General features: G+C 43.6%; 18 protein-coding genes. 8 read left to right on the forward strand and 10 right to left on the reverse strand.

Annotated features, from left to right (window positions below; translation table 11 throughout):
* Nucleotides 1-27: 27 nt before the first annotated feature.
* Nucleotides 28-1746, reverse strand: a complete 1719-nt coding sequence (hutU, locus tag ACT3QN_RS04835) for a urocanate hydratase (RefSeq protein ID WP_444522435.1) — start codon at nt 1744-1746, stop codon at nt 28-30.
* Nucleotides 1747-2061: 315 nt separating this feature from the next.
* Here hutU and ACT3QN_RS04840 point away from each other — a divergent pair, with 315 nt between their 5' ends.
* The 4 genes from ACT3QN_RS04840 (at nt 2062) to ACT3QN_RS04855 (ending at nt 5631) form a co-directional block, all read left to right on the forward strand.
* The gene (locus ACT3QN_RS04840; protein WP_444522436.1) at nt 2062-2817 is read left to right on the forward strand and encodes a UTRA domain-containing protein; all 756 of its coding nucleotides are present in this window, start codon (nt 2062-2064) and stop codon (nt 2815-2817) included.
* A 364-nt stretch (nt 2818-3181) separates the two neighbouring features.
* Complete coding sequence (locus ACT3QN_RS04845; protein WP_444522437.1) at nt 3182-4018, forward strand: transporter substrate-binding domain-containing protein; 837 nt, start codon at nt 3182-3184, stop codon at nt 4016-4018.
* A gap of 14 nt (nt 4019-4032) precedes the next feature.
* Complete coding sequence (locus ACT3QN_RS04850) at nt 4033-4776, forward strand: amino acid ABC transporter permease (RefSeq protein WP_444522438.1); 744 nt, start codon at nt 4033-4035, stop codon at nt 4774-4776.
* A 111-nt stretch (nt 4777-4887) separates the two neighbouring features.
* A complete protein-coding gene (locus ACT3QN_RS04855; protein ID WP_444521461.1) occupies nt 4888-5631 on the forward strand; it encodes an amino acid ABC transporter ATP-binding protein in 744 nt (247 codons plus the stop codon).
* A 114-nt stretch (nt 5632-5745) separates the two neighbouring features.
* Here the strand turns inward: ACT3QN_RS04855 and ACT3QN_RS04860 are convergent, their stop codons facing one another.
* The 5 genes from ACT3QN_RS04860 to ACT3QN_RS04880 all read right to left on the reverse strand — a co-directional run bounded on the left by ACT3QN_RS04860 (nt 5746) and on the right by ACT3QN_RS04880 (nt 10249).
* On the reverse strand, nt 5746-6696 hold the full coding sequence (locus ACT3QN_RS04860) for a DMT family transporter (protein ID WP_444522439.1): 951 nt from the start codon (nt 6694-6696) through the stop codon (nt 5746-5748).
* 307 nt (nt 6697-7003) lie between these two features.
* A complete protein-coding gene (locus ACT3QN_RS04865) occupies nt 7004-7738 on the reverse strand; it encodes a lysozyme inhibitor LprI family protein (RefSeq protein ID WP_444522440.1) in 735 nt (244 codons plus the stop codon).
* Nucleotides 7739-7756: 18 nt separating this feature from the next.
* Complete coding sequence (locus ACT3QN_RS04870) at nt 7757-8404, reverse strand: anthranilate synthase component II (protein WP_444522441.1); 648 nt, start codon at nt 8402-8404, stop codon at nt 7757-7759.
* Between the two features lie 72 nt (nt 8405-8476).
* A complete protein-coding gene (locus ACT3QN_RS04875) occupies nt 8477-9895 on the reverse strand; it encodes an anthranilate synthase component I family protein (protein WP_444522442.1) in 1419 nt (472 codons plus the stop codon).
* Between the two features lie 78 nt (nt 9896-9973).
* Complete coding sequence (locus ACT3QN_RS04880) at nt 9974-10249, reverse strand: Trp family transcriptional regulator (RefSeq protein ID WP_444521466.1); 276 nt, start codon at nt 10247-10249, stop codon at nt 9974-9976.
* A 479-nt stretch (nt 10250-10728) separates the two neighbouring features.
* On the opposite strand from ACT3QN_RS04880, the gene ACT3QN_RS04885 reads away from it, so the two are divergent.
* From ACT3QN_RS04885 to ACT3QN_RS04895, 3 genes are all read left to right on the forward strand, one after another.
* On the forward strand, nt 10729-12780 hold the full coding sequence (locus ACT3QN_RS04885) for a TonB-dependent receptor domain-containing protein (RefSeq protein ID WP_444522443.1): 2052 nt from the start codon (nt 10729-10731) through the stop codon (nt 12778-12780).
* A 710-nt stretch (nt 12781-13490) separates the two neighbouring features.
* Nucleotides 13491-15788 carry a FepA family TonB-dependent siderophore receptor gene (locus ACT3QN_RS04890; protein WP_444529082.1) on the forward strand — a complete coding sequence of 766 codons (2298 nt, stop codon included), beginning with the start codon at nt 13491-13493 and terminating at the stop codon, nt 15786-15788.
* Between the two features lie 195 nt (nt 15789-15983).
* Nucleotides 15984-17312, forward strand: coding sequence for a PepSY-associated TM helix domain-containing protein (locus ACT3QN_RS04895; RefSeq protein WP_444522445.1), 1329 nt, complete (start codon nt 15984-15986; stop codon nt 17310-17312).
* A gap of 119 nt (nt 17313-17431) precedes the next feature.
* Here the strand turns inward: ACT3QN_RS04895 and ACT3QN_RS04900 are convergent, their stop codons facing one another.
* The 4 genes from ACT3QN_RS04900 to ACT3QN_RS04915 form a co-directional block, all read right to left on the reverse strand.
* Nucleotides 17432-18190: an iron ABC transporter ATP-binding protein gene (locus ACT3QN_RS04900; protein ID WP_444522446.1), complete on the reverse strand. Its 759-nt coding sequence runs from the start codon at nt 18188-18190 to the stop codon at nt 17432-17434.
* A 76-nt stretch (nt 18191-18266) separates the two neighbouring features.
* Complete coding sequence (locus ACT3QN_RS04905) at nt 18267-19352, reverse strand: iron chelate uptake ABC transporter family permease subunit (RefSeq protein WP_444522447.1); 1086 nt, start codon at nt 19350-19352, stop codon at nt 18267-18269.
* Between the two features lie 95 nt (nt 19353-19447).
* Nucleotides 19448-20503: an ABC transporter permease gene (locus ACT3QN_RS04910; RefSeq protein WP_444522448.1), complete on the reverse strand. Its 1056-nt coding sequence runs from the start codon at nt 20501-20503 to the stop codon at nt 19448-19450.
* An 81-nt stretch (nt 20504-20584) separates the two neighbouring features.
* Nucleotides 20585-21637: a siderophore ABC transporter substrate-binding protein gene (locus ACT3QN_RS04915; protein WP_444521473.1), complete on the reverse strand. Its 1053-nt coding sequence runs from the start codon at nt 21635-21637 to the stop codon at nt 20585-20587.
* A gap of 485 nt (nt 21638-22122) precedes the next feature.
* Here ACT3QN_RS04915 and ACT3QN_RS04920 point away from each other — a divergent pair, with 485 nt between their 5' ends.
* On the forward strand, nt 22123-23061 hold the full coding sequence (locus ACT3QN_RS04920) for an energy transducer TonB (protein WP_444521474.1): 939 nt from the start codon (nt 22123-22125) through the stop codon (nt 23059-23061).
* The last annotated feature ends 8 nt before the right edge of the window (nt 23062-23069 follow it).

Below are 23069 nucleotides of genomic sequence, written 5' to 3' on the forward strand. Positions count from 1 at the left end.
CCTTGATGTTTATTTAGTGAGTGGCTGCTATTTCACCATCGGGAGATTCAATCCATAATCTTTCGCTGTTTTGATTGCTAACTCATAGCCTGCATCGGCGTGACGCATAACGCCTGAGCCGCAGTCATTAACTAATACACGTGACAAGCGTTTGGCTGCAGCGTCTGTACCATCTGCAACGATGACCATACCTGAATGCTGCGAGTAACCCATGCCAACGCCGCCACCATGATGTAGTGACACCCAAGTTGCGCCGCCTGCCACGTTCAGCATGCCGTTCAACAATGCCCAGTCAGATACCGCATCTGAGCCATCTTTCATGCTCTCTGTTTCACGGTTTGGACTGGCAACAGAACCTGTGTCTAAATGGTCACGACCAATGACAATCGGGCCTTTTAACTCACCGTTTTTGACCATTTCATTGAATGCCAAACCTGCTTTATCACGTTCACCAAGCCCTAACCAGCAGATACGAGCAGGCAAGCCTTGGAACTGAATGCGCTCTTTTGCCATATCTAACCAGCGATGGACATGTTTGTTTTCAGGGAATAGCTCTTTGATTTTTTGATCAGTCTTATAGATATCTTCTGGATCGCCTGATAGCGCTACCCAGCGGAATGGACCTTTACCTTGGCAGAATAGTGGACGAATATAAGCAGGGACAAAGCCTGGGAAGTTAAAGGCATCTTTGACCCCTTCATCGTACGCAACCTGACGGATATTATTACCGTAATCGGTTGCTGGAATATTCATCGCTTGCAAGTCTAAAATTGCTTGTACATGTGCGGCACAGGACTGGGCAGCTGCTTTAGTCAATGTTACATGTTGCGTTGGATCTTCTTGGGCAGTTTTCCATTCTTCTACTGTCCAGCCAGCTGGCAAGTAACCATTAATTAAGTCATGTGCTGAGGTCTGATCGGTGACCAAGTCGGGCTTCATACCACCAGCATTAGCGCGCTTGACCATTTCGGGCAAGATATCTGCAGCATTACCAAGTAGGGCGATAGAGACGGCTTCACCCGCATCGGTATGTTGCTTGATTAACTCATAAGCGTGGTCAAGGTCATCGGCTTGCTTGTCGACATAACCAGTACGCAAGCGGAAGTCGATACTAGACTGTTGGCACTCGATATTTAACGAGGTTGCGCCAGCAAAGGTCGCGGCGAGTGGCTGCGCCCCGCCCATGCCACCAAGACCCGCAGTCAAAATCCAACGACCCGCCCAGCTACCGTCATAATGCTGACGACCTGCTTCCACAAAAGTCTCGTACGTACCTTGGACGATGCCTTGCGTACCGATATAAATCCAGCTACCTGCAGTCATCTGACCGTACATAAATAGATCTTTACGATCCAGCTCGTTAAAGTGCTCCCATGTTGCCCAGCGCGGTACAAGGTTGGAGTTGGCGATTAAGACACGCGGTGCATTCTCATGTGTTTGAAATACGCCTACTGGTTTACCAGATTGCACTAGCAGCGTTTCATCATCTTCTAACTTTTTTAGTGATTCTAAGATTTGGTCATAGCTTTCCCAGTTACGGGCTGCGCGTCCGATACCACCGTAGACGACTAGGCTTTTTGGGTTTTCGGCCACATCAGGATGCAAGTTGTTTTGTAGCATGCGATACGGCGCTTCTGTCAGCCAGCTTTTGCAATGTAGCGTGCTACCAGTAGGCGCGGCGATTTCGCGGCTCTCATCACGGCGAGTCAGCTTAGTTTCTGTGTTGGTTCCATGTTCAGTAGTCATGATCATATCCTTGTGATAGCGAATAGGGCGATAAAGTAATCAGAGTAGGTGTTTTACAGTCAGCCTAGTTTTCTACGTGAATTCATATAAATATCGAATTAATAGAACAGATTCTCTAGTACTGTTGTAAAGTTGTATATACAAATTATCAAAGATACTTTTTTCATGCAAGGTTTTTTTTATGGATAGCCACATTATTTTGGTGATTAACTCAGTTAAGACTAAACGCTTAGACATTTTGACTAAGGCTTGTACTCTAGTCTCGTGATATCATGTGGCCATTGTGATTAATACAACTTACAGTTAAAGGCGGATATGACAAAGACGGTTCCAGCGTATCAACGCATCAAAAATGCCATACTAGACAACATTCATTCTGGTAAGTGGCAAGCGGGCAACGCGATTTCGACAGAAATGGCACTGACTGAAGAGTTTGGTGTGTCTCGAATGACAGTTAATCGCGCGCTAAAAGAATTGAGCGAAGAGCGGGTGCTAGAGCGCCGGCAGGGTTCGGGGACGTTTGTCGCGCAGCAGCAGTTTAATCATACATTTGTAGAAGTGCGCAATATTGCTGAAGACTTAAAATCTGCCAATCGTGACTATGAGGCAAAGGTCGTGAGTAAGCGTGCGATTACCGCTGATATGCTTGATAATGAGTTGCGTCGTAAATTCGGCATCGTTGAAACAACCGCGCCTTTTAATACAAGTACTCATACGAACGCTAGCGATACACCTGTACTATATGAAGTAAAAATCATTCACTTTGCCGATGGTCAGCCCATACAGTTTGAGGAACGCTGGGTCGATGCCAAAAAAGTACCACAGTTTATCGATCAAGATTTTAGTGTGGTCAATACCAGTGATTACTTAATTGCCAAAAGCCCTCTAGAGAGCGGCAGCTACACTATTCGAGCATTAGCAGCTCCTGATGATATCGCTGAATTTTTGCAAATTGCGCCGCAGTCACCAACGCTTGTGTTGCGCCGGCAAACTTACTCAGCAGGTCAGGTCGTTACCTTTGTAAAAATGTGGCATGCTGGTGATCGTTATCAATTCTCGGGTGAGTTGTAGCACAGACCTTGTATATGTTCACTGGTTTTGTACGTTGCTACATTCAAAGTAATTTACTATATCCATAAGCGGCTATTTAGTTGAATCGCCGTTGCCATTGGCCTACTTTAGAACCGACTTACTCAATAGCTGCTATAATATTTGAACAATCGTTACAAATTAAAATATAATATAGAGAAGGTGTTGAAAAATAGCCTAAATAGCCTCAAATCGGGCAACCAACGCCGAATAACGTAGGACGGTTTGCACTGTTCTCTCGTGCCGGTTTGCCTTATTTATTAGCATTATGTATTTTATTAATAATCTGCTTTTCATTAGCACTGTGCATTTTTACTTTATTCATTCACTCTTATAAGGACGTCCTATGAAACGTCGTACTCTCTTAGCCCTTGCTGCTAGCACCATGTTCCTTGCTGCTTGTGGTCAATCTACTACCAATGAAGCCGATACCAGTGCGACTGACAGCACTGCTACAGGCGGTTCTGATTTACTACAACGTATTAATAATGGCGGCACTATCAACGTCGGTACAGAGGGTACTTACCCTCCATTCACGTACCATGATGAGAGTGGCAAACTAACGGGTTATGATGTTGAAGTCACGCGTGCAGTCGCTGATAAACTAGGCGTCGACGTTGAGTTCAAAGAAACCCAATGGGATGCGATGTTGGCAGGGTTGGATTCAGGACGTTTTGATATGGTGGCTAACCAAGTTAGTTTGACCACGCCTGAGCGTAAAGCAAAGTATGACAAAGCAACGGCTTATAGCTGGTCAGGTGCGGTAGTATTGGCACCTACTGATGACAATCGTTATAGCTCGTGGGAAGGTCTAAAAGGTCTAAGTACTGCGCAATCACTGAGTAGTAACTATGGTGAGCTTGCAGAACGTTATGGTACAGAGATCGTTCCTGTTGATGGTATGGCGCAAGCGATCCAATTAGTGAAGCAAGATCGTGCTGACTTTACAATGAACGATAATCTAGCAGTATTGGATTATCTCAAAAAATTCCCAGATGCAAATCTTGAGATCAAACTGACGGCACCTGCTAGTGAGTTACGTGGCTCAGGTCTGGTGCTTATCAAAGGTGATGATGAAGTCGTAGAAAAACTGAATGGAGCAATGGCTGAATTGGCTGATGAAGGTACACTCACTAAGCTTAGTGAAGAGTTCTTTGGTGCTGATATAAGTCAACAAAAATAATGTCAGTTTCTATCATGTCAGCTTCTGTAATGTCTACATCGTGGTTCGCGGACTTGTTGGCAGTATTGCCATTTATGAGTCCTGATCGAGCGCAGATTGTCATCTCGTCGTTTTGGCCGATGCTCAAAGGCGGTATTTATTATTCGATACCGCTGGCATTGATATCGTTTGCGATTGGTATAGCCATTGCACTGACAGTAGCATTGATTCGTATCGTTCCGCGCGCCAGTTGGTTCCATGAAGTCATTTATCGGCTTGCCCGTATCTATGTGTCCGCAATTCGCGGTACACCGATGCTGGTTCAGCTGTTTATTATTTTCTATGGTCTGCCAAGTGTCGGGGTAAAACTTGATCCTTTTCCCTCTGCAATTATTGCATTCTCTTTGAACATCGGTGCGTACGCGTCGGAGACAGTGCGTGCTTCGATCTTATCGATACCAAAAGGGCAGTGGGAAGCAGGCTCGACGGTTGGCTTGACATATTTACAGACTTTTCGTCACGTGATTTTACCGCAGGCACTTAGAGTATCGGTGCCGCCGTTGTCTAATACCTTTATCAGTTTGGTAAAAGATACCTCACTGGCGTCACTGGTGTTGGTCACTGAGCTATTCAAACAAGCGCAGATTATCACGGCTCGTAACTATGAGTTTATGCTGGTCTATACAGAAGCGGCGATTATCTACTGGGGTATCTGTCTATTCTTGACCTTTATCCAAGGCAAGCTTGAAACTAGGCTAGATCGTTATGTGGCAAAATAATTGATGGTTGAATAGTTATTAGCCATATTTCATTAGCTGCAGACGTATTAGTTATACAAGTGCTCACGAATAAACAAGTCACAAATAGACACCAGTACAACAGGAATTTTTATGATCAAAGTCACTAATATTCATAAAGCCTTCGGTGGCAACCAGGTGCTAAAAGGCATCGACTTGACCATAAACAAAGGCAAGGTAGTCGTAATATTAGGGCCTTCAGGATCGGGTAAAACCACCTTTTTGCGTTGTTTAAATGCGCTAGAGATTCCTGATCAAGGTGTGATTGCTTTTGATGACGATAGTTTGAGCGTCGACTTTGCGACTAAGCCAAGCAAAAAATCACTACTAGCCCTACAGCGTAAGTCAGGTATGGTATTTCAGTCTTATAATTTGTTCCCACATAAGACAGCGGTTGAAAACCTAATGCTTGGGCCGACAGTGGTACAAGGACAAACTAAAGCACAAGCCCGTGAGCAGGCTCTCGTACTACTAGAGAAAGTTGGGCTGTCAGACAAGGCAGATCTTTATCCGTTCCAGCTGTCTGGTGGTCAGCAGCAGCGTATTGGTATTGCTCGTGCGCTCGCTATTGAGCCATCTTTATTACTGTTTGATGAGCCAACCTCTGCGCTTGATCCAGAATTGGTACAAGATGTTCTTGAGACTATGAAACAGTTAGCGTCTGAAGGTTGGACGATGGTCGTGGTGACGCACGAAATCAACTTTGCCCGCGATGTGGCGGATCATGTGGTACTGATTGAGGACGGCCATGTGGTCGAAGAAGGCAGTGCCAAACAGCTATTTGAAGACTCAACGCACCCTCGTACGCAGGCGTTTTTGCAACGTATTGAGCAGTAGAAAAGTTTGTTTTTACGTAAGTAATAAAATAAGAAGCCCCAATCATGATGCCATGGTTGGGGCTTTTTCTTGTTAAAGTGAGTTAAATATATTCTGTATAAGCAGCCAGAAACACTATACCTTTTGTCGTTGTTTTAACCAACGAGGGACGCGAGGAGCAGTACCATTTAACACAGCATTTAATAACGCTGCTAGCAAAATAAGCGCCACGCCTAGATACTGAATCCAAGATAAAGACTGATGTAGTAACAGCATCGCAAGTGCAATCGCAGTCAATGGCTCAAAAATCGTAAACACCGATGCACGAGTGGCAGGTAGTTTTTCCAGTGCTTTCATATATAGACCAAATGGCACAACCGTTCCTAACAATGACAATCCTAAAACGTAACCCCAAGTCATTAAGGGAAGGTCTACTAGCTGATCATAAGTGTTGTAAGTCTCAGGCAAGAATAGTAATACGCCAGCACTAATGATAATAGAGGTGAAAAATACCAAGGGAGCGGGGTGAGCGTAATGCATCGCGCGCTTGCCCAATACGCCATATAGCGAATAACACATTCCTGCTGACAGGCCGAGTAGAATACCCCAGTTAACTTTTGCTTGCTCGCCTAACATCGTTAAGCCCACACCGAACACCGCCATGAGTGCTAGCAATACTGATTTTCGAGTAATGGACTCACTCAGTAAGAATTTCGAAAACAATAAACTAAACACAGGCGCGGTATAGAGCAAGGCAACGGCAGGGCCAGCACCAACGTAACTGACCGCAAAAAAATAGCAGACAGACATACCAAGTACACCTATCAAAGACTGCATTGCTAAACCAAGCCACTGCTTTGGCTGTAATTTGATGAGATGCGGCCACAGTTTTGGTAGCATGGCTAAAACGATAAAGGCCGCCGTAACGATACGTAATATCGTTACTTGCCAACCGCTAAATCCAATTTGGTTTAGGTAAGTTGAGAATATACCTAACGTGCCCCAGCAAATAGCAGCCGTGATGATTTGAATGGTGCCTAGCCATGATTGATGGGAATGGGTCGTTCCGCTATCGATGTTTGCCATACTATTTTCTTCTTAGGAGCTAAGTGACATAAGGTTTTGTAAGATTGCTATTGATACAATCTTTCCAAGCAACACTGAAATAACAAAAGACAACCTGATTAAAGGCTGTCTTTTGTTTGTTTTTTCAGTTTATCACTAAAAGAGAATAAGTAGCTACTAGGGCGTGTGCTAAATTCAATCAATAGTCATCTAAAAGAAGAAAAAGTAGCTGGCACTTGCTAAAAAATGCTAAACCATCTAAAAAATGCCGAATCATTGACGAATCCTCCATTCCTGTTCGCATCATTTTTTATTTCTATAGTCTCTGTTAATCAATCCATGAAAAGAATGTTTGCTCTCGGAGAGCATTTCGCTGAATAAAGCACACTTTTTCCACTTGGGTTCTTGGTAAGTGATCCGTATCAGCCCCACAGTTTTTTGATCGCTGTTTTACCCACTGAGTCTGCTCTTTTTTAAGATCAGCCGACATATCTTCACCGTACAAGCGTCTGACTTCATTTCGCGTTACTCTGTAACTTTCATTCAATACTTTATCAGACGTATCATACATCTGGTCAACTAGAGCAGGTTGTGAGGTTAATGACAGATAAGTTGCATTTTCTTTGTAGGTGGCACTATAGGTATCGATTGTCCATTTACTTCTTATAGATATTTTATGGTTCGATGTATCTATAAACCCATCAAAATCTTCGCCCTCAAAGGTATAACCCTGAAATCCACAAGGGGTCACGCCATCTTTACATAAGCTATGTTTGGTTTGCGCAGAGTAGTACTTAACAGCATAGGGTGATTTGCTAGGTTCTTGCGTTGTCTGTAACAGCCGCCCTAAATCGGGTGCGACTAGTAGCATATTGCTGCAAGTCACGCTCCCTTCTGCACAGCTCTCATAAAGGTTGAGACGTTGACCTTGGATGTCCATTCCTAGTATAAAGTTTGCCTGTACAGGTTCTACCGCTGAGCTAATAGAAGGGGCTAATATTACGCTCATGAGCAACGTAGTACGTCCGAGTAAGTTGGACTTATTTAGGCTTGAAACAGACATAGGAGTAGTCATACAGATCTATACCTGTAGCAAGAAGTTACTTAATAATCGCTTAGCGCCTTCAGTGGCAAATGACTCAGGGTGAAACTGTACACCCTGGATAGGATAGTCTTTGTGAGCCAATCCCATAACCTCATCACCAGTCAATGCTGATTCGGCAAAGCTTAATTCAGCACGGCTGTCATTGGCGATCACTGAAGTGATCGTCAGGCAACTTGGGATCGTATCGGCTTTAACCACTAGCGAGTGATAGCGCATGATCTCAAGCTCTTGTGGTAAGCCTTGATATATACCAGCACCATCATGGCGAATCGATGAGACCTTGCCATGCATCGGCACACTGGCACGTACCACATCACCGCCAAATACATGAGCAATGCCTTGCATACCTAAGCAGACACCTAGCAATGGTACAGTCTTACCTAGTGTCTCAATGACCTCGCTACAGATACCAAAATATGCTGGATCATCCGGGGAGCCAGGGCCAGGTGAGATAATGATTCTATCGAGATTCATCGCTTGTACATCTGCTAAGGTGATTTCGTTATTGCGTTTAACGATGACGCTGGCTTCTTTATCACTGCCTAAAGTCTGTAAAATCTCGCCCACGTACTGGTAGAGATTAAAGGTAAACGAGTCGTAGTTATCGATAATTAAAACATTCATGGGTCATAAACTCTTTTGTAAAAATATAGCTAGGTAAAATATAGTCAAGATACGAATTACAGTTGATACCAATCATGGCTGCATAAAGCTGTCTAATACGACTTTCATTGCAGACAGTTTGCGCTGAATCTCTAGGTACTCATCGGCTGGATTTGAGTCATAAACGTTGCCACCGCAAGTTTGTGCATAGGCAGACTCGCCACTAATGAAGAGACTACGAATAGGAATGGCAAAGATACAGTCGCCGTTGAAATTAAACGATCCTAAGGCACCGCCGTAAGCACCGCGACCATCTGGCTCTAGCTCGTTAATTACTTTGATAGCTTCTACTTTAGGTGCACCTGATAAGGTACCAGCAGGGAAGTTGCTGGCAAGGGCACTGAACATATCTTCGTTCGGGTGCAAAATACCAACGATTTCAGACGATATATGCTGCACGTGAGAGAAGCGTTTGATATCCATCAAACTACGTACTTTTACCGTCCCAAATCGTGCCACACGGCCAATATCGTTACGATGTAAATCGACTAGCATATTGTGCTCAGCAATTTCTTTATCATCGTTGAGCAGTGCACGAGCAAGCTTACGATCTTCGATCACATCGGCGCCGCGCTTGGCAGTTCCTGCGAGCGGATAGGTTTCCATTTCACCCTGACGCAAGCGGAACAGTAGTTCAGGAGAAGCACCAATGATGCACTGTTGAGCAAATTTCATAAAATACATGTGCGGCGATGGATTGACGGCACGCAGTTTTTCGTAAATCGGCATTTTGTCACCAACGATACGATACTTGGATTTGAAGCCGACTTCGCACTGAAAGATACGACCAGAGATGATGTCTTCTTTGACTTGCATGACCACATTGGCATGCTCCTCTTGGCTCATACCATCACCTAAGAACTCAATTTTAGGTGCATCATAACTAGGCGTTGGTTCATCGAGTAGGGCTTTGATTTGCTCGATGCGGTTTTCTTGTTGATCGGTCGGGTAATAAAAATAGAAGATTTCTCCAGTCATTTTATCTAGCGTCAATCCATCTAGATAGACGCCAAACTTGAATGGTTCAAAGTCTTCGCTGGCCTTTGCATTAAGGCTTGGTTCAAAAAAGTTCACACAGTCGTAACCTAAATAACCGACCAGACCACCACTTTGATCACGAGCGATGACATGTTGCGGTGTTATATCGCGCAGCAGTTGATAAGGGTTATCGGTTTGATAGTAACTTGTCTCAGCAGTTTGGTTATCGGTAATCGCAAGCGTGTTGAGATCTAATGCAGCAATAGTCGTAACAGGGTCAAAACCAATCGCATGATGGCGTGAGATATGGCTGTCTTCGCCTAATGATTCGAGCAAATAGCAAGTATCAAAAGCACTTTCGATACGCTTGAATAGTGCAAAGAAATCGATATCTTGCGTCAGCTTGATACGCTGGGGTTTGCTCGGGATGTCGATAGGTGCAGGTTTAGTCTGTATGCGTGTAATAGAGGTCATAACAAAGTCCGAAAAAATTCAAATATGTGTCGATTGATAAATGTGAGAGTAAAAAGCTAAATGGTATCGTCAGAGTGCTTAAGAGCAGTCTCTATGAGTAGTCAGTAATGCGCTGACATCGTGGCTCTGTTTGGCCTTGGCACCGCGAGAGACAGTGGCGATACCAACCCCTAATTGCTCGGAGATATCACGTTGGGTGATACCGCGATCCAGCAAGTCAAAAATACGTATACGATTGGCGATATCGTGCTGTTCTTTATCAGTCAGTAGTGCACTGAGTAGTGCTTCGATATCTGTGCTATCAGTACAGTTTGTCAAATGTTTTACTAAGCTCTGATAAGGATCGGTAGTCATAATAAGTAGTCTTAGCCAAAGAAAGTAGATAGGTCGCTTACTGAGCGAACGTCCTCCAAAGGACTATCTTGTTTCAGTATTCTAGTACAGTAGTACAAGAAAAACAAGTGATAGGCAAAATCGTTGGTAATTTACTTAAAAAATAAGGGCTGGCTTGACACGTTTGCAGTCTATAGCAGTAACTAGCAGAGTATCAAAGGTGGTATGCACCAGTGCTCTAGTATCGTTTCGTGCATTTTACCTATCAATAATATTCACGATAGAAATTTCTAACATTAATTATTGCCAAATTGTTAATACTTAGTTATTATGCTTTTCATTATTTAAATGCTAATCATTATCATTAATATTTATAATGTTATTCGTATATAAGTATTTTTGAGGTTTCGAGTATTTTGGTAGGCACTATTTAAAAAGTTGTTTGACAGTAACTTTTAAAAATAATTCTAATTTCTTATAGTAAATAAAGTGAGTTTGTTATGCGTGAAGTGAGGTTGTCAAAGTTATCTAGTCAATTAACAGTATTGTCTATAGGTGTTGCTGCTGTATTGTGGACACAGGCTGCTAGTGCCGCAACGGCATCAAACGTGCCAAATACAACGTTACAGACGATTACTGTGACAGCAAATAGCTCAGTACGTGATAACGCACAAACGGATTCTGTTGATTCGAGCCAGTATATACCTGCAGGGCAAGCGAGTCTTTTGAATGACTTTTTAGACGGCGTACCAGGCGCTTCAGTAGGCGGTACAACGGCAGTTAATCAACGTGTACGTATCCGTGGATTTGATGATACGAATTTAAAAGTGACTGTTGATGGTGCTCGTCAAGAAGGCTATGCATTCCACCATGCTGGAGATTTAGTCATTGACCCAGACTTATTGAAGCGCTCTGAAGTTTCAGTGGGAAATAACTCAGTTACTCTAGGTAATGATGCGATTGGTGGTGCGGTTGCTTTTGAGACAGTCGATGCTGCAGACTTACTTGATGTCGATCAAAAGATAGGTGCAAAAATCCATACAGGTTATGGTAGTAACAATGATGAGCTGTTAACCTCAGCGACCGTATTTGCTGCACCAACAGAAAATGTTGATTTATTGGCTTATTATGGCAAACGCTCATCCGAAGCAGGTGAAGATGGTGCTGGTCGTGATATTCAAACGTCAGATGGTGATACTGAGAGCATTTTGTTAAAAGCAGGCACCTATTTAGGTGACAGCCATCATGTCAGTGGTAGTTTTAGCCGTACTGAAAATGATGGTATGTACCCAAACCGTGCAGATTTCCCATTGACTGATGAAAACGGTTGGAACCCTGTCGTACCTTGGAAACAAAGCCGAGATACCTATACGCTAAAGTATGGCTACAACCCAGCCAGTGACTTAGTGGATGTCAAAGCCAATATTTATCAATCTGAAACAGAACTCGATAAAGATAATGGATCTATTGCAGTTGACTTGATCACAAAAGGCGGCAAAATCGAAAACACCAGCCTAATAGACAGTCAGGTGGGATCGCATAAGCTGATTACTGGCGTTGAATATTACACAAAAGAGTCAGAGGTAACTCGTCTAGGTGTCCTTGGCGGAAGTGATGAGGCAAAAAATACGTCTGTATATTTAGAAGACCAATGGCAGATGGGTAAATTAACGCTAACACCTGGTGTTCGTTATGATCATTACGAAGCACCAGAAGATGTAGCAAATGGTGAAACGTATGACAATGTAGTCGGCGCTTTTGCCGCCAGTTATCAGGTGTTGCCAAACACCAATATATTTGCAAGTTATACCCAGTTGTTCAATGGCCCTGATTTACAGGAAGCCATCCGTAATACAGATGGTGAAGATAAATATATTTCTTCTGATTTGGAGCCTGAAACTGGTAGTAACTCTGAGGTTGGCGTATCAACTATTTTCCGTAGCTTAACCACTGAAGACGATTCGTTACAGCTCTCTGGTAAGTATTTTGTGACAGATTTGGAAAACTGGATTACGTACGAGAGCGGTATTGATTGTAATACTGGACTGGCCTCTGACACGGGCACATGCGCAGGATCATTTAATGCAGATGAGGATTATGAAGTCAAAGGGGTAGAGCTCTCAGCTGATTACCGTACCAATAACTTCAATATGGGCTTGAGCTATGCACGAGCGCGTAGCGAAGGTAAAGAGACTGGCTATAGTTTGTCTCAAGGCACTGGTGATGAAAATGACTCTGGTGATAAGTATATGGTTAACTTGGGATATGCACCAACTGATACGCTTGATTTAGGCTGGCGCAGTACGTACGTGACCTCTATCAATCCTAATACAGGTGATGATACAGATACCGAAAAAGAAGGCTATGATGTACATGATATATTCATGACCTATACGCCTCAGCAGTTAGTGGGCGTGAAAGCGACGCTAGGTGTGTACAATATGTTTGATGAGACTTATGCAAATCACTCATCGCGCTACTCAGACGATTCGGACTATACGGATTATGCGATGGGAAGAAACGTAAAAGCTTCTTTAACGTATCAGTTCTAATATAGCTTATCTAAATTAAGTCTAATCGTACTTATAAAGCCAGCTATCTTACATGGTAGCTGGCTTTTTTACGGGATTGTTGAAAGTGCGGTTTACCTAAGAGTAGATGTTAAGTCGCTCGCTTGCTAGAAGATGAGTACCGTATAGATAGTATATAAGTTAAATCGTATTCGAGCGTTATGCCAATACTTTAAATAACGGCGAGATATCATCGAAGCTCATTTATATGTCTCAAGTTATTAGACATTTCTATAGATATATTGAGCATTAATTACACCACTAATAAACTCCAAATATAAGAATGCAAACATTAATGATAATTATTATCATTAATGTTTGCATTCTTATATTTATCTTGCTAAAGTGTGTTTCGTTCATTACAGAACAGTTAATAGCTCTTCACTCTATTCTGTTTATAGAGACTTTATTGCGATAAATATTTAATTCGTTGGCCAATGCCAGTTATAGCGTCATCAAACTTTTAACCCTACTCAGTACATGCCTTTATTCATTTGCCCTATATTCATATTTGAGCCTCTTGGCGATATTTAGCTATTTTTTAGTAACACACGTATTTGCGAATACGTCTACTTATGTGTGCTTGCACCGAGAAAGCATCAATAGCATTGCATAGAAAGTGGCTAAAACCGTTCACTGACGGTGAGACAAATAGGTATTAAGGAAACTGAGCGCTTCAAGGAATATTATTTATGTCAAACCAATCAGGTTGCTCTGATTCTTCAGTCATCACTTCTCCGAAAAACCTTCAACGCGTCGTGAATGGTAAGCTTTTGCTAAGTATCGCTGTGGCATCTATTCTTAGTAGCACGGCTGTTGCTGCGGAGAGTGACGAGGTGTCAGTTCAAGGAGTGACCGAGCAAGAAGCGATGCCTACGACGACACTAGATACCATTGTGGTACGAGCGGCAAGAGAGGGGTTAGAGCAGGCGGCAGGGCTGTCTGTCATTAGTAAAGAAGCCATCGAAAAAGCATCCATTTCTAATGATATCTCGGAGATTGTCCGTAAGATGCCAGGTGTGAATTTGTCAGGATCGTCGACGTCAGGTCAACGTGGTAACCAACGACAGATTGACTTGCGTGGTATGGGGCCAAACAACACACTTATCTTAATCGATGGTCGTCCTGTCACTTCTCGTAATTCCTCACGACCTAGTCGTGGTAGTGAGCAGGACACGCGTGGTGACTCGCAGTGGGTACCACCAGGCGCTATCGAGAGCATTGAAGTATTGCGTGGCCCAGCAGCTGCTCGCTATGGCTCTGGAAGTATGGGCGGTGTGGTAAATATCATTACCAAGCGCCCGACTGAGTCAGAGTTTTCTGTGACTGGTCACTATGAGGCACCAGAAAGCGATTTAGAAGGCAGCAGCTGGCGTACTAACGTCAATATGTCTGGTCCTTTGACTGATAAGCTGTCCTCACGTACTACCCTTGGTTACCACGATAGCGAAGGGGACGATCCTTATATCAATGCGGCAGAAGCGCTAGATGACTCAGTAGCAGCAGGTACTGAAGGTGTCGAAAATATCGATGTGCGTCAGTTGTTTGAATACGCAATGGATGCGATGAATACGGTCGGTGTTGAGGTCAATTATAGCCGTCAAGAGAATCGCTGGGCAGGTGATTCATTATTCCAAACCGTGAACGAAAATTTGTTAGATGAGTTAGATGGTGAAACAACCAATAAGATGCAACGCTACGGCGCGGCGATCACCCATCGCGGTGAGTACGATAACGCTAGTAGTAACAGCTTTATAGAGTACACTCGGACCATTAATGAGCGCTTGGGTGAAGGTAGTGCAGGCGGTGGTGAAGGTCAAATTCAGCTACCTGACGACGGCGAAGATTTTGAGTGGACAGAAGCGACTTACGACACGCTAAATGCTAAGTCAGAGTGGGATGTTTATTTTGATCGTCATACCTTGACTGCTGGTGCTGAGTTCCGCGGTGAAAAGCTGGATAACCCTGTGGTATCTGACTTGTCATTTGCAGATGGTTTTGATTTTGGTGATGTAGAGACCGACCCTGAAAAGCGTGATCCAACCTCAGATGCTTATCTCATCGGTGCTTACTTAGAAGACAACTATGAGATTACGCCTGATTGGTATATCACGCCAGGCTTACGCTTTGACTATCATAGCGAAGCTGGCAGCAACTGGTCGCCTAGTATCAATACCACATGGCACTTTAGCCCTGATTGGTCAGTGAAGGCAGGTGTCAGTCGTGCATTTAAAGCGCCATCGCTATACCAGCTGGATCCAAACTATATTTATTATACTGGTGGTAATGGTTGCCCATCTTGGGTGCCTGATGATGAAAAGGGTTGTCATGTATTGGGTAACCCTGACCTAGAAAACGAAACTTCTTGGAACAAAGAGCTGACCTTTACCTATGATGATGGCACTGGATTGAATGCTGGCTTGACTTATTACCATAATGCCTATGATAACCGCATTGGCGCTGGTACGGATCGTGTGGCGCTAGATACAGCGACAGGCCGCTCGATCTTCGTATGGGACAACCAAGGCGAGGCAATTGTCGAAGGTTTAGAAGGTTTTGTACAAGTACCAGTCACTGACAATGTTTCATGGTCTTCTAACATCACTGGAAACATCCGCTCAGAGCGAAAAGACAATGGCGAGCCATTATCACTCATTCCTAAGTTCACTGTGAACACGGGTGTCGATTGGGATATTACGCCGCGCTGGAATGCTGACTTTGATGTGAGCTACTACGGCACGATTGAAGCCCCTACGATTTCAGTTACGACAGGAGAAGATAGTGGTGACCCGTTGCTCGATCGCGAGCCGTATGCCATTGCTAATATTGGCACTCGCTATGATTTGACTAGTGGTATAACCGTTGGGGCTGGTGTCAAAAATTTATTTGATACGGGTGTTTATCGCGAAGGTACTGCTACGAATGCTGGTGCACGTACGTTTAATGAGCCAGGTCGTACTTATGTGTTCGACGTTAGCGTTGACTTCTAATCGGTAGGCACAAGGTTTGTTCAATCATAAAAGGTCTGAGCTATTGGTTCAGACCTTTTGTGCTGTCAGTAATGTTTTTAAATGGCTTTCTTTAAGTGAACCTCTTTCAGTAGGCCTTTTAAAGAAGCTTTTTTAATTTTCTAATGCTTTAACTTTTTAATCAATAACTATCATAATATAACAGCAGATTTATTTATGTCATTTAATCTTCGCTATAGCTGTCTTTGGATTCATCGTTATACTGGTCTTGCCATGGCCGCTTTTTTAATTATTGCTGGTATTACTGGCACGCTATTGGCATTTCATGAGGAGTTGGATGATGTCTTCAATCATAAACTGGCTCAGGTTGATGTCCAGGAGACACCGCAACTGCCTATTGCCACGCTTCATGATAGGGTCATCAGTGCTTACCCGCAGCATACCTTTTCTAGTATGCCAACCTCAATAGAAGCTGATCGGGCTGCGGTGTTTTCGGTAGATAGAGTCCGAGGTAAGGCCGCCCAAAATCAACCAAAAGCACCGTTTCAAGAAGTTTATGTTCACCCCTATACAGGCGATATCATCGGTACTCGTGATAGAGATGAGTGGGCATGGCGTAACACTATGTGGAAAGTGTTTTGGCTACATCGTGATTTGTTGCTTGATGATATTGGCAAGCTGATATTAGGTATTGTCTCGCTCGTTTGGACGATTAATTGCTTTATTGGCTTTTATTTGACTTTTCCTAGAGCCACTAAAAAGAAAAAGACGCAGAAAAAGCAATCCGCTAAAAAACGTGCGTCATTTCTAAAGCGTTGGTTGCCCGCATGGAAAATTCGTACTAAGAGTAACCTGTTTAAACTCAATTATGATTTGCATCATGCTTTTGGGTTATGGCTTTGGGGTATTTTATTTGTCATCGCTTGGTCGAGTGTCGGTTTTAATTTACAGCAAGTATATCGACCCGTGATGCAAGCAGTCGTTGGATTAGAGGGCCGAGGCGAAAGACAAGAAAAATCAAAAAAACCACCTGAAAAAATGAGAAAGGCACCTAGTGTCGAGGCTAGCGCTAGCACTGAAGCTACTGACAACAGTACTCGAGATACTGTTGATGTGGTCAATAAAGCCAATAGCATTGCTTATTTAAGCGAGCAGGCAGATATCGCGGCTCAACGTCAGGGCATGAGTGTACAGCAGCTATTGGGTATACGTTGGATTGAGGATGACAGTCAATGGCAACTGCGCTTTAAGACGGATAAAGATATTGGCAAAAAAGGCGGTGCTTCATCTATCACGGTCAGTGCAAAGACAGGGAGTGTTGAACGCGTGAACTTTGGTTATCAAAACTCATCATTTGGTGGTAAAACCAATCACTGGTTATTGACCTCACATATGGGACATATTAGTCACGGTATCGGCCATTTGCTGTATCAAATATTTTTAGCGTTGGTAGGTTTGGCTGTGACAGTGTTGTCCATTACGGGCGTTTATCTGTGGTGGAAAGGTCGACAACAACGACTGAAAGCGGCACAAAAGCTCCGATAGGTACTAAGACATAAGATATTAAGACATACAGTTAATATGCTCAATATAGTGTTGGTGCGAAGGCGATGGCATTCGTACTGGCAATGTATTGAGTTTTTTATTACGTATAATACAAGACACTAAACCGTATCAACAATCACTGGACGGCCTTGATGGTTTAACACAGTTACATCGACGTTGTATAACTCTTTCATCGTTTCTTGCGTGATGACATCGACAGGCTGACCAACCGCCATCACTTGGCCTTCTTTCATGGTGACTACGGTGTCAGCGAATTGTGTGGCTTGATTGATATCATGTAAGACAATCACCACGGTCTTTTGCTGACTGTGGCTAAGCTGACGTAGCTCACGCATGAGGCGGCCCGAATGATACATATCCAAGTTGTTTAATGGCTCATCGAGCAGCAGATAGGGCGTATCTTGGCAGACAATCATAGCGATAAGTACGCGCTGACGCTGTCCACCTGACAGCGTCGACAAGAAGCGCTCGGCAAGTGGCTCAAGCTCAAAGCGTTCGAGGATTTCTTGCACTTTTTGCTGATCATCTGCGGTGGGTTGTCCTTGATGATATGGATAGCGCCCAAACATCAGCAGCTCATGTACGCGCAGGCGTCCTTGTACATGATTGTCTTGCCCGAGCATAGCGACAGTCTTGGCAAGTGTCCGTGCTTGACAGCTGACAATATCATGTTCACCGAAGCTCACTTGACCAGATTGTAGCGGCTGCAAGCGGGCCATGACAGAAAACAACGTAGACTTCCCAGCGCCATTAGGGCCAATCAGAGCAATCACCTGTGCTGTTGGTAAGGTCAATGTAATGTCATGCAAGATCTGTTGTTTATCGATATGGTGAGAGATATTATTCAGTTTAATCATAATCGTCTTATTTTAAAAAATCTTAGGGTTTTCTTGATGAACCGTATTGGCTAAATGAATAGTGTCAGCTAAGTAGTCATAACGAGCGACGTTGAGACATAAATATCAATGCCAAAAACATCAATCCGCCCGCTAGCTCTATTACCACGGATAGTACGCCTGCCATGTCTAACACTTGCTCAAAGATAGTTTGACCCAGCACCAAGCAAATCATAGCGACCAAACTGACCAATATGAGCCGCTCACTGTGATACATATGACGGGCAATACGATTGGTCAATGCACATACCAATAGACCAAAGAACGTCACAGGGCCAACTAATGCCGTGGCTGTGGCAACCAGTACAGCGATGACAGTTAATAAACCAAATGCTAAGCGTTGATAGTTGATACCAAGGTTGATGGCTTGGGATTTACCAAGCATCAATACATCGCATTGATAGCGCCAGCGCCATACGAATATCGCCGTAATAGCACAGATAAATAAGCTGATACCCAGTAATTGAGGGTTGACCGTATTGAACTGAGCATAACTGGCAGACTGCACGACCACAAAATCATCAGGATTAATTAGCCGTGCAATGAGTGCTGATAAACTGCGAAACAATACGCCAAAGATCACACCTACCAATATCAAGCGCGTCAAATCCTGATTGCTCTTAGAGAATAGTAGCTTAAACAATAATAAAGATGTCCCAAACATTAGGACAATCTCTAGCGTGAATTTGGCAATAGGATCGAGACTGGTAAAGCTAATCGCACCTAAAAAGAAAACCAGCAAGCTTTGCAACAGAACATAGAGCGAATCAAACCCGAGTAGGGAAGGCGTTAGAATGGGGTTATGGGTCAATGTCTGGAACAGTAACGTCGATACGCCAATCGCGTAGCCAACTACCATTAATGCCAGTAGTTTTTTACCGCGTAGTGGCAGCGCAAAATCCCAATAGCCATTGACATTGAGAGTCAGAAATAAAGTCATTGAGATAAGTAGGATGATAGCTGCTATGGATTTTGGGTGTGCAGCTATGAATGCCCAAAATTTTGCTAACTGACTTTGGGCAGCGGCTGAATACTGACCGTCTGTCGAAGATGAGTCATCTATCGCTGTACTGGTTTTGGTAGCACCAATCTTTGTAGAAGTAAGCTTAGTTGATGAGAACATATAAAACCCCTATGGTGCCAAGCTTAGCTAATAAAGCAAAAACAAACGACGGTAAATGAGTGCTGAAAGTGAATACAGAGTTAGTAAACATAATGCTACTGTTCAGCTGGAGCACGTAATAACAGCCATAAAAACAGTACCGTACCAACCACACCGAATACAGTGGCGACGGGCACTTCAAATGGATAGCGAATAGAGCGCCCGATAATATCGCACAGTAATACAGCTGAAGCACCAAGCAGGGCAACGGCTGGCAAACTGCGACGCAGCTTATCTCCCATGAGTCGGCTCACAATGTTTGGCACGACCAGCCCAATAAAAGGAATCATCCCAACGGTGACAACGACAACAGCACTCATCATGGCAACCATACCGACGCCAATCCAAGTAACCTGACGCTTACTAATACCCAAATTCAATGCGATATTGTCACCCAAGCCGACGATAGTCAGCTTGTCAGCAATGATATAAGCCAACACGCACAGTCCGCCCGTAAGCCAAAGCAGCTCATAACGTCCTGCTAGCACACCTGAGAAGTCACCAAACTGCCATACACTTAGCATCTGTAGTGATTCAGTTTGATAGGCGATAAAGGTGGTGACTGCTTCAATGATACCGCCAAAAACGATGCCAATCAGCGGAATCATCAAAAAATCAGTGGGCGGAATACGATGAATTAATAGCATAAATAGCATCATGCCAAAGACAGCAGCGATGGTTGCCACGCTCATTTTGACGATGAGGGCGCTGGCAGGAAACAGTAAACTGACTATCAGCAATCCAAGTGCAGCACTTTGCGTCGCACCAACCATGGATGGTTCTACAAAGCGGTTTTTTAGCACCACCTGAATAATCATTCCAGCCACTGCCATCGAAATACCAGTCAAGATAATCGCGATAGTGCGCGGTATGCGGCTAACCAATAGTAGTGAGCTGTCGGAATTGGCACTCTGAGTCAAAAGACTCTGTAAGATACCTGACCACGAGAAGTCAGCCACACCAATAGATAAGCTTAATAACACTAAAAGCCCCATAAGAATGAGGCTTGCTGTATTGATGAACCATGGTGGTATGACGGTACGTCGATATTTATGGTCTAGAGACTTGCTGGGATTGATCCCAGCATGAGCACGGTGTGAAAATAACGACATAATCTCTACTGGCTTAAAAATGAACAGTGTTAACGGTAATAATATTTACTGGTGTAACAATCGTTTGCATAGAAAACAACGTTATTTAGCACTAGCAAAAGCATCTTTAATCGTTGTTAGATCCTGCATCCATTGATAGTAGCCGCCAAATGCTAAGTACGAGTCTGGGCTCAAATAAACCACCTGCTGTTTGCTCCATGCGTTGGTTTGGGCAACCAAGGGGTTGTCTAATACGGCCTTGGCACCAATACCGTCTTCACCAATCGCGGCACTACGATCGACAACAAATAACCAATCTGGATTGGCTTTTTGAATGTATTCAAACGATATCGGCTGACCGTGAGGCGCATCGGTAACTTGGTCATCTGACATTGGTACACCTAACACAGTATGGATAAAACCATAGCGAGACTTTTCCCCATAGGTTGACATTTTGTTGCCATTGACCATGACTACTAGGCCAGTCCCTTTATTTTCTTCTGTCAGACTCTTGGTCTCAGTGATGAGGCCATCGATGTTCTGTTGGAGCTTAGCTGCTTGATCACTTTTACCAAACAACGCGCCTAGATCATGTAGTCGCTGCTTGCTTGACTCATAAATATTGGCTGTATCAATACTCATGTCCAATGTCGGTGCGATGCTTGATAGCTCGTCGTATTTTTCTGCCATGCGTGAACCGACCAAGATAGCTTGTGGTTGCATCGCGTTTAGCGCTTCAAGATCTGGCTCAAATACCGTACCTACCGCTTTTGGATCAGGTTGTGTTTCTGAGTGTAGATTTTCTAGTAATAGACCGCCAGGCGCACCATCAACTGCCACATCTAATGCAGCTAAGTTTTGCATCAACGTCATATCGTAAACGACAAGTGGTGATGGGTTCATGGCAAGCTCAATATCACCTTTTACGGTGTTTACCGTAATTTTCTCAGCAGATACATTATCGTTATTAGCAACGTTCAGTGACTCATCAGCCGTTGGGTTTTCAGTTTTTGCGTCTGCTGGCTCAGAATCATTGGTTTCAGTCGAGCTACATCCTGCCACGACAGTAGCTAACAATGCTGTCATAGCAGCAGTCAATAATGGACGTTTGAAAAAAGATGCGGTAGATCTGCTAGATAATAAGGTAGTAGGCATAATGAACTCGGTCTATCAAAAAATGTTTAAGCAATCGTCTAAAGTAATTGCAAATGAATGATATTAAAAATATTAAGTCTGAAAAATGCTTGAGATAAAAAGTACAAAATAAATAATTTACTTGGTACCAACCAACTAAATTTCTATAAGAATCGTTTTGACTAAAATAGTATGAGTAAGCAATATAGGCGTTATACTAAAGTAATTGAGACTCATTATCAATATAAATGATAATGGTTTTTATTAACGGTACTTGCTATATTAAACTAATATATAATTTGATGAGAAATAAGCTTTAAGATAGTAGGTGTTAGAAATAGATAATGTTCACAAAAGCGATAGTTCCGATAGGTAAAACTATTAAGCAACATTACGTGTTAGAAATGTATTAAATAGAAGAAATATCCTAAATTATTATTGATAATAATTATCGTTTGCATTATTATCTACGTCATTATATTTCGAGTAATAAACATTAGGCTGTTATGAGTTCAACGGATTTAGACGCGCCACCACTTAAATCGCTATTGCTAGCCATTGTCGCAGTCATAGGACTCCATGTGCTTGCCGCAATTGCATTAGTGGCAATAAAAACACCTGAACTCAAACCTGAGCCAAAAAAAGAGATGTCCCCGCTTGAGATAAAGTTTGTGTCGTTACCGGCTGAAACGGTCTTAACTGAGGTCGAAAAGCAAACAGTCACAGCTAAAAAAGAAGTACAGCCTGAGGTACCAGTTCAGCCAGCGCCGCAACCTGAACCAAAGCCTAAAGAACCTGTTAGACAACCAGTAGAGACACCAGCAAAACCAAAAGAGCCTGTGGTAAAAAATACAGAGCCGAGAGTGACGCCTGTTATAGCGTCAGAAAAGCCTCGTCCTGATACCAGTCAAAAGGTCGCCCCAAAAGAGCCACTACCGAAACCGAAGGTTGATAATTCAGCGGCTGAAGCACAGCGCAAAGCAGCTGCCCAAGCTGAATCAGAGCGACAAGCTAGAAAGGCAGAGCAAGAGGCACAGGCTAGGGCAGAGCAAGAAGCCAAAAGAGTTGCTGATGCCAAAGCTGCCGCAGAGGCCGCTGCACAAGCAAGAGCTGAGGCAGAAGCAGCAGCTGCTTTAGCACAGAGTAATGAGCCAGTGAGCTTTACTGCTAGCTCAGCTAACTGGGCATCTGCACCAAACTTTAGTTTCCCTGAGCGAGCGGCACGTAGAGCCCGTTCTGGTGATACGCTTAACGTGGTCTTAGTATTACGAGTCAACAAGCAAGGTGGTATTGATAACGTACGAATTGCTCAATCATCAGGTAATCCGCTATTAGATAAAGAGGCCAGACGTCAAGTACGGTCTGGCAGATTCAAACCTTTTACTAAGAATGGTGTACCCGTAGTAGGTGATGTGACCCTACCGATCAGTTACGCTGTTCCTTGATAGCTCAT

The organism is Psychrobacter sp. AOP7-C1-14 (assembly GCF_052376135.1).
Classification (GTDB): Bacteria; Pseudomonadota; Gammaproteobacteria; order Pseudomonadales; family Moraxellaceae; genus Psychrobacter.

Excerpts from the sequence above, each read along its gene's own strand:
- ACT3QN_RS04865 (WP_444522440.1), bottom strand. The coding sequence starts at position 7,738 with ATGTCTGTTTCAAGCCTAAATAAGTCCAACTTACTCGGACGTACTACG.
- ACT3QN_RS04895 (WP_444522445.1), top strand. The coding sequence starts at position 15,984 with ATGTCATTTAATCTTCGCTATAGCTGTCTTTGGATTCATCGTTATACT.
- ACT3QN_RS04875 (WP_444522442.1), bottom strand. The coding sequence starts at position 9,895 with ATGACCTCTATTACACGCATACAGACTAAACCTGCACCTATCGACATC.
- ACT3QN_RS04885 (WP_444522443.1), top strand. The coding sequence starts at position 10,729 with ATGCGTGAAGTGAGGTTGTCAAAGTTATCTAGTCAATTAACAGTATTG.
- ACT3QN_RS04845 (WP_444522437.1), top strand. The coding sequence starts at position 3,182 with ATGAAACGTCGTACTCTCTTAGCCCTTGCTGCTAGCACCATGTTCCTT.
- ACT3QN_RS04920 (WP_444521474.1), top strand. The coding sequence starts at position 22,123 with ATGAGTTCAACGGATTTAGACGCGCCACCACTTAAATCGCTATTGCTA.
- ACT3QN_RS04890 (WP_444529082.1), top strand. The coding sequence starts at position 13,491 with ATGTCAAACCAATCAGGTTGCTCTGATTCTTCAGTCATCACTTCTCCG.
- ACT3QN_RS04850 (WP_444522438.1), top strand. The coding sequence starts at position 4,033 with ATGTCAGCTTCTGTAATGTCTACATCGTGGTTCGCGGACTTGTTGGCA.
- ACT3QN_RS04880 (WP_444521466.1), bottom strand. The coding sequence starts at position 10,249 with ATGACTACCGATCCTTATCAGAGCTTAGTAAAACATTTGACAAACTGT.
- hutU (WP_444522435.1), bottom strand. The coding sequence starts at position 1,746 with ATGACTACTGAACATGGAACCAACACAGAAACTAAGCTGACTCGCCGT.
- ACT3QN_RS04840 (WP_444522436.1), top strand. The coding sequence starts at position 2,062 with ATGACAAAGACGGTTCCAGCGTATCAACGCATCAAAAATGCCATACTA.
- ACT3QN_RS04860 (WP_444522439.1), bottom strand. The coding sequence starts at position 6,696 with ATGGCAAACATCGATAGCGGAACGACCCATTCCCATCAATCATGGCTA.
- ACT3QN_RS04915 (WP_444521473.1), bottom strand. The coding sequence starts at position 21,637 with ATGCCTACTACCTTATTATCTAGCAGATCTACCGCATCTTTTTTCAAA.
- ACT3QN_RS04870 (WP_444522441.1), bottom strand. The coding sequence starts at position 8,404 with ATGAATGTTTTAATTATCGATAACTACGACTCGTTTACCTTTAATCTC.
- ACT3QN_RS04900 (WP_444522446.1), bottom strand. The coding sequence starts at position 18,190 with ATGATTAAACTGAATAATATCTCTCACCATATCGATAAACAACAGATC.
- ACT3QN_RS04905 (WP_444522447.1), bottom strand. The coding sequence starts at position 19,352 with ATGTTCTCATCAACTAAGCTTACTTCTACAAAGATTGGTGCTACCAAA.
- ACT3QN_RS04855 (WP_444521461.1), top strand. The coding sequence starts at position 4,888 with ATGATCAAAGTCACTAATATTCATAAAGCCTTCGGTGGCAACCAGGTG.
- ACT3QN_RS04910 (WP_444522448.1), bottom strand. The coding sequence starts at position 20,503 with ATGTCGTTATTTTCACACCGTGCTCATGCTGGGATCAATCCCAGCAAG.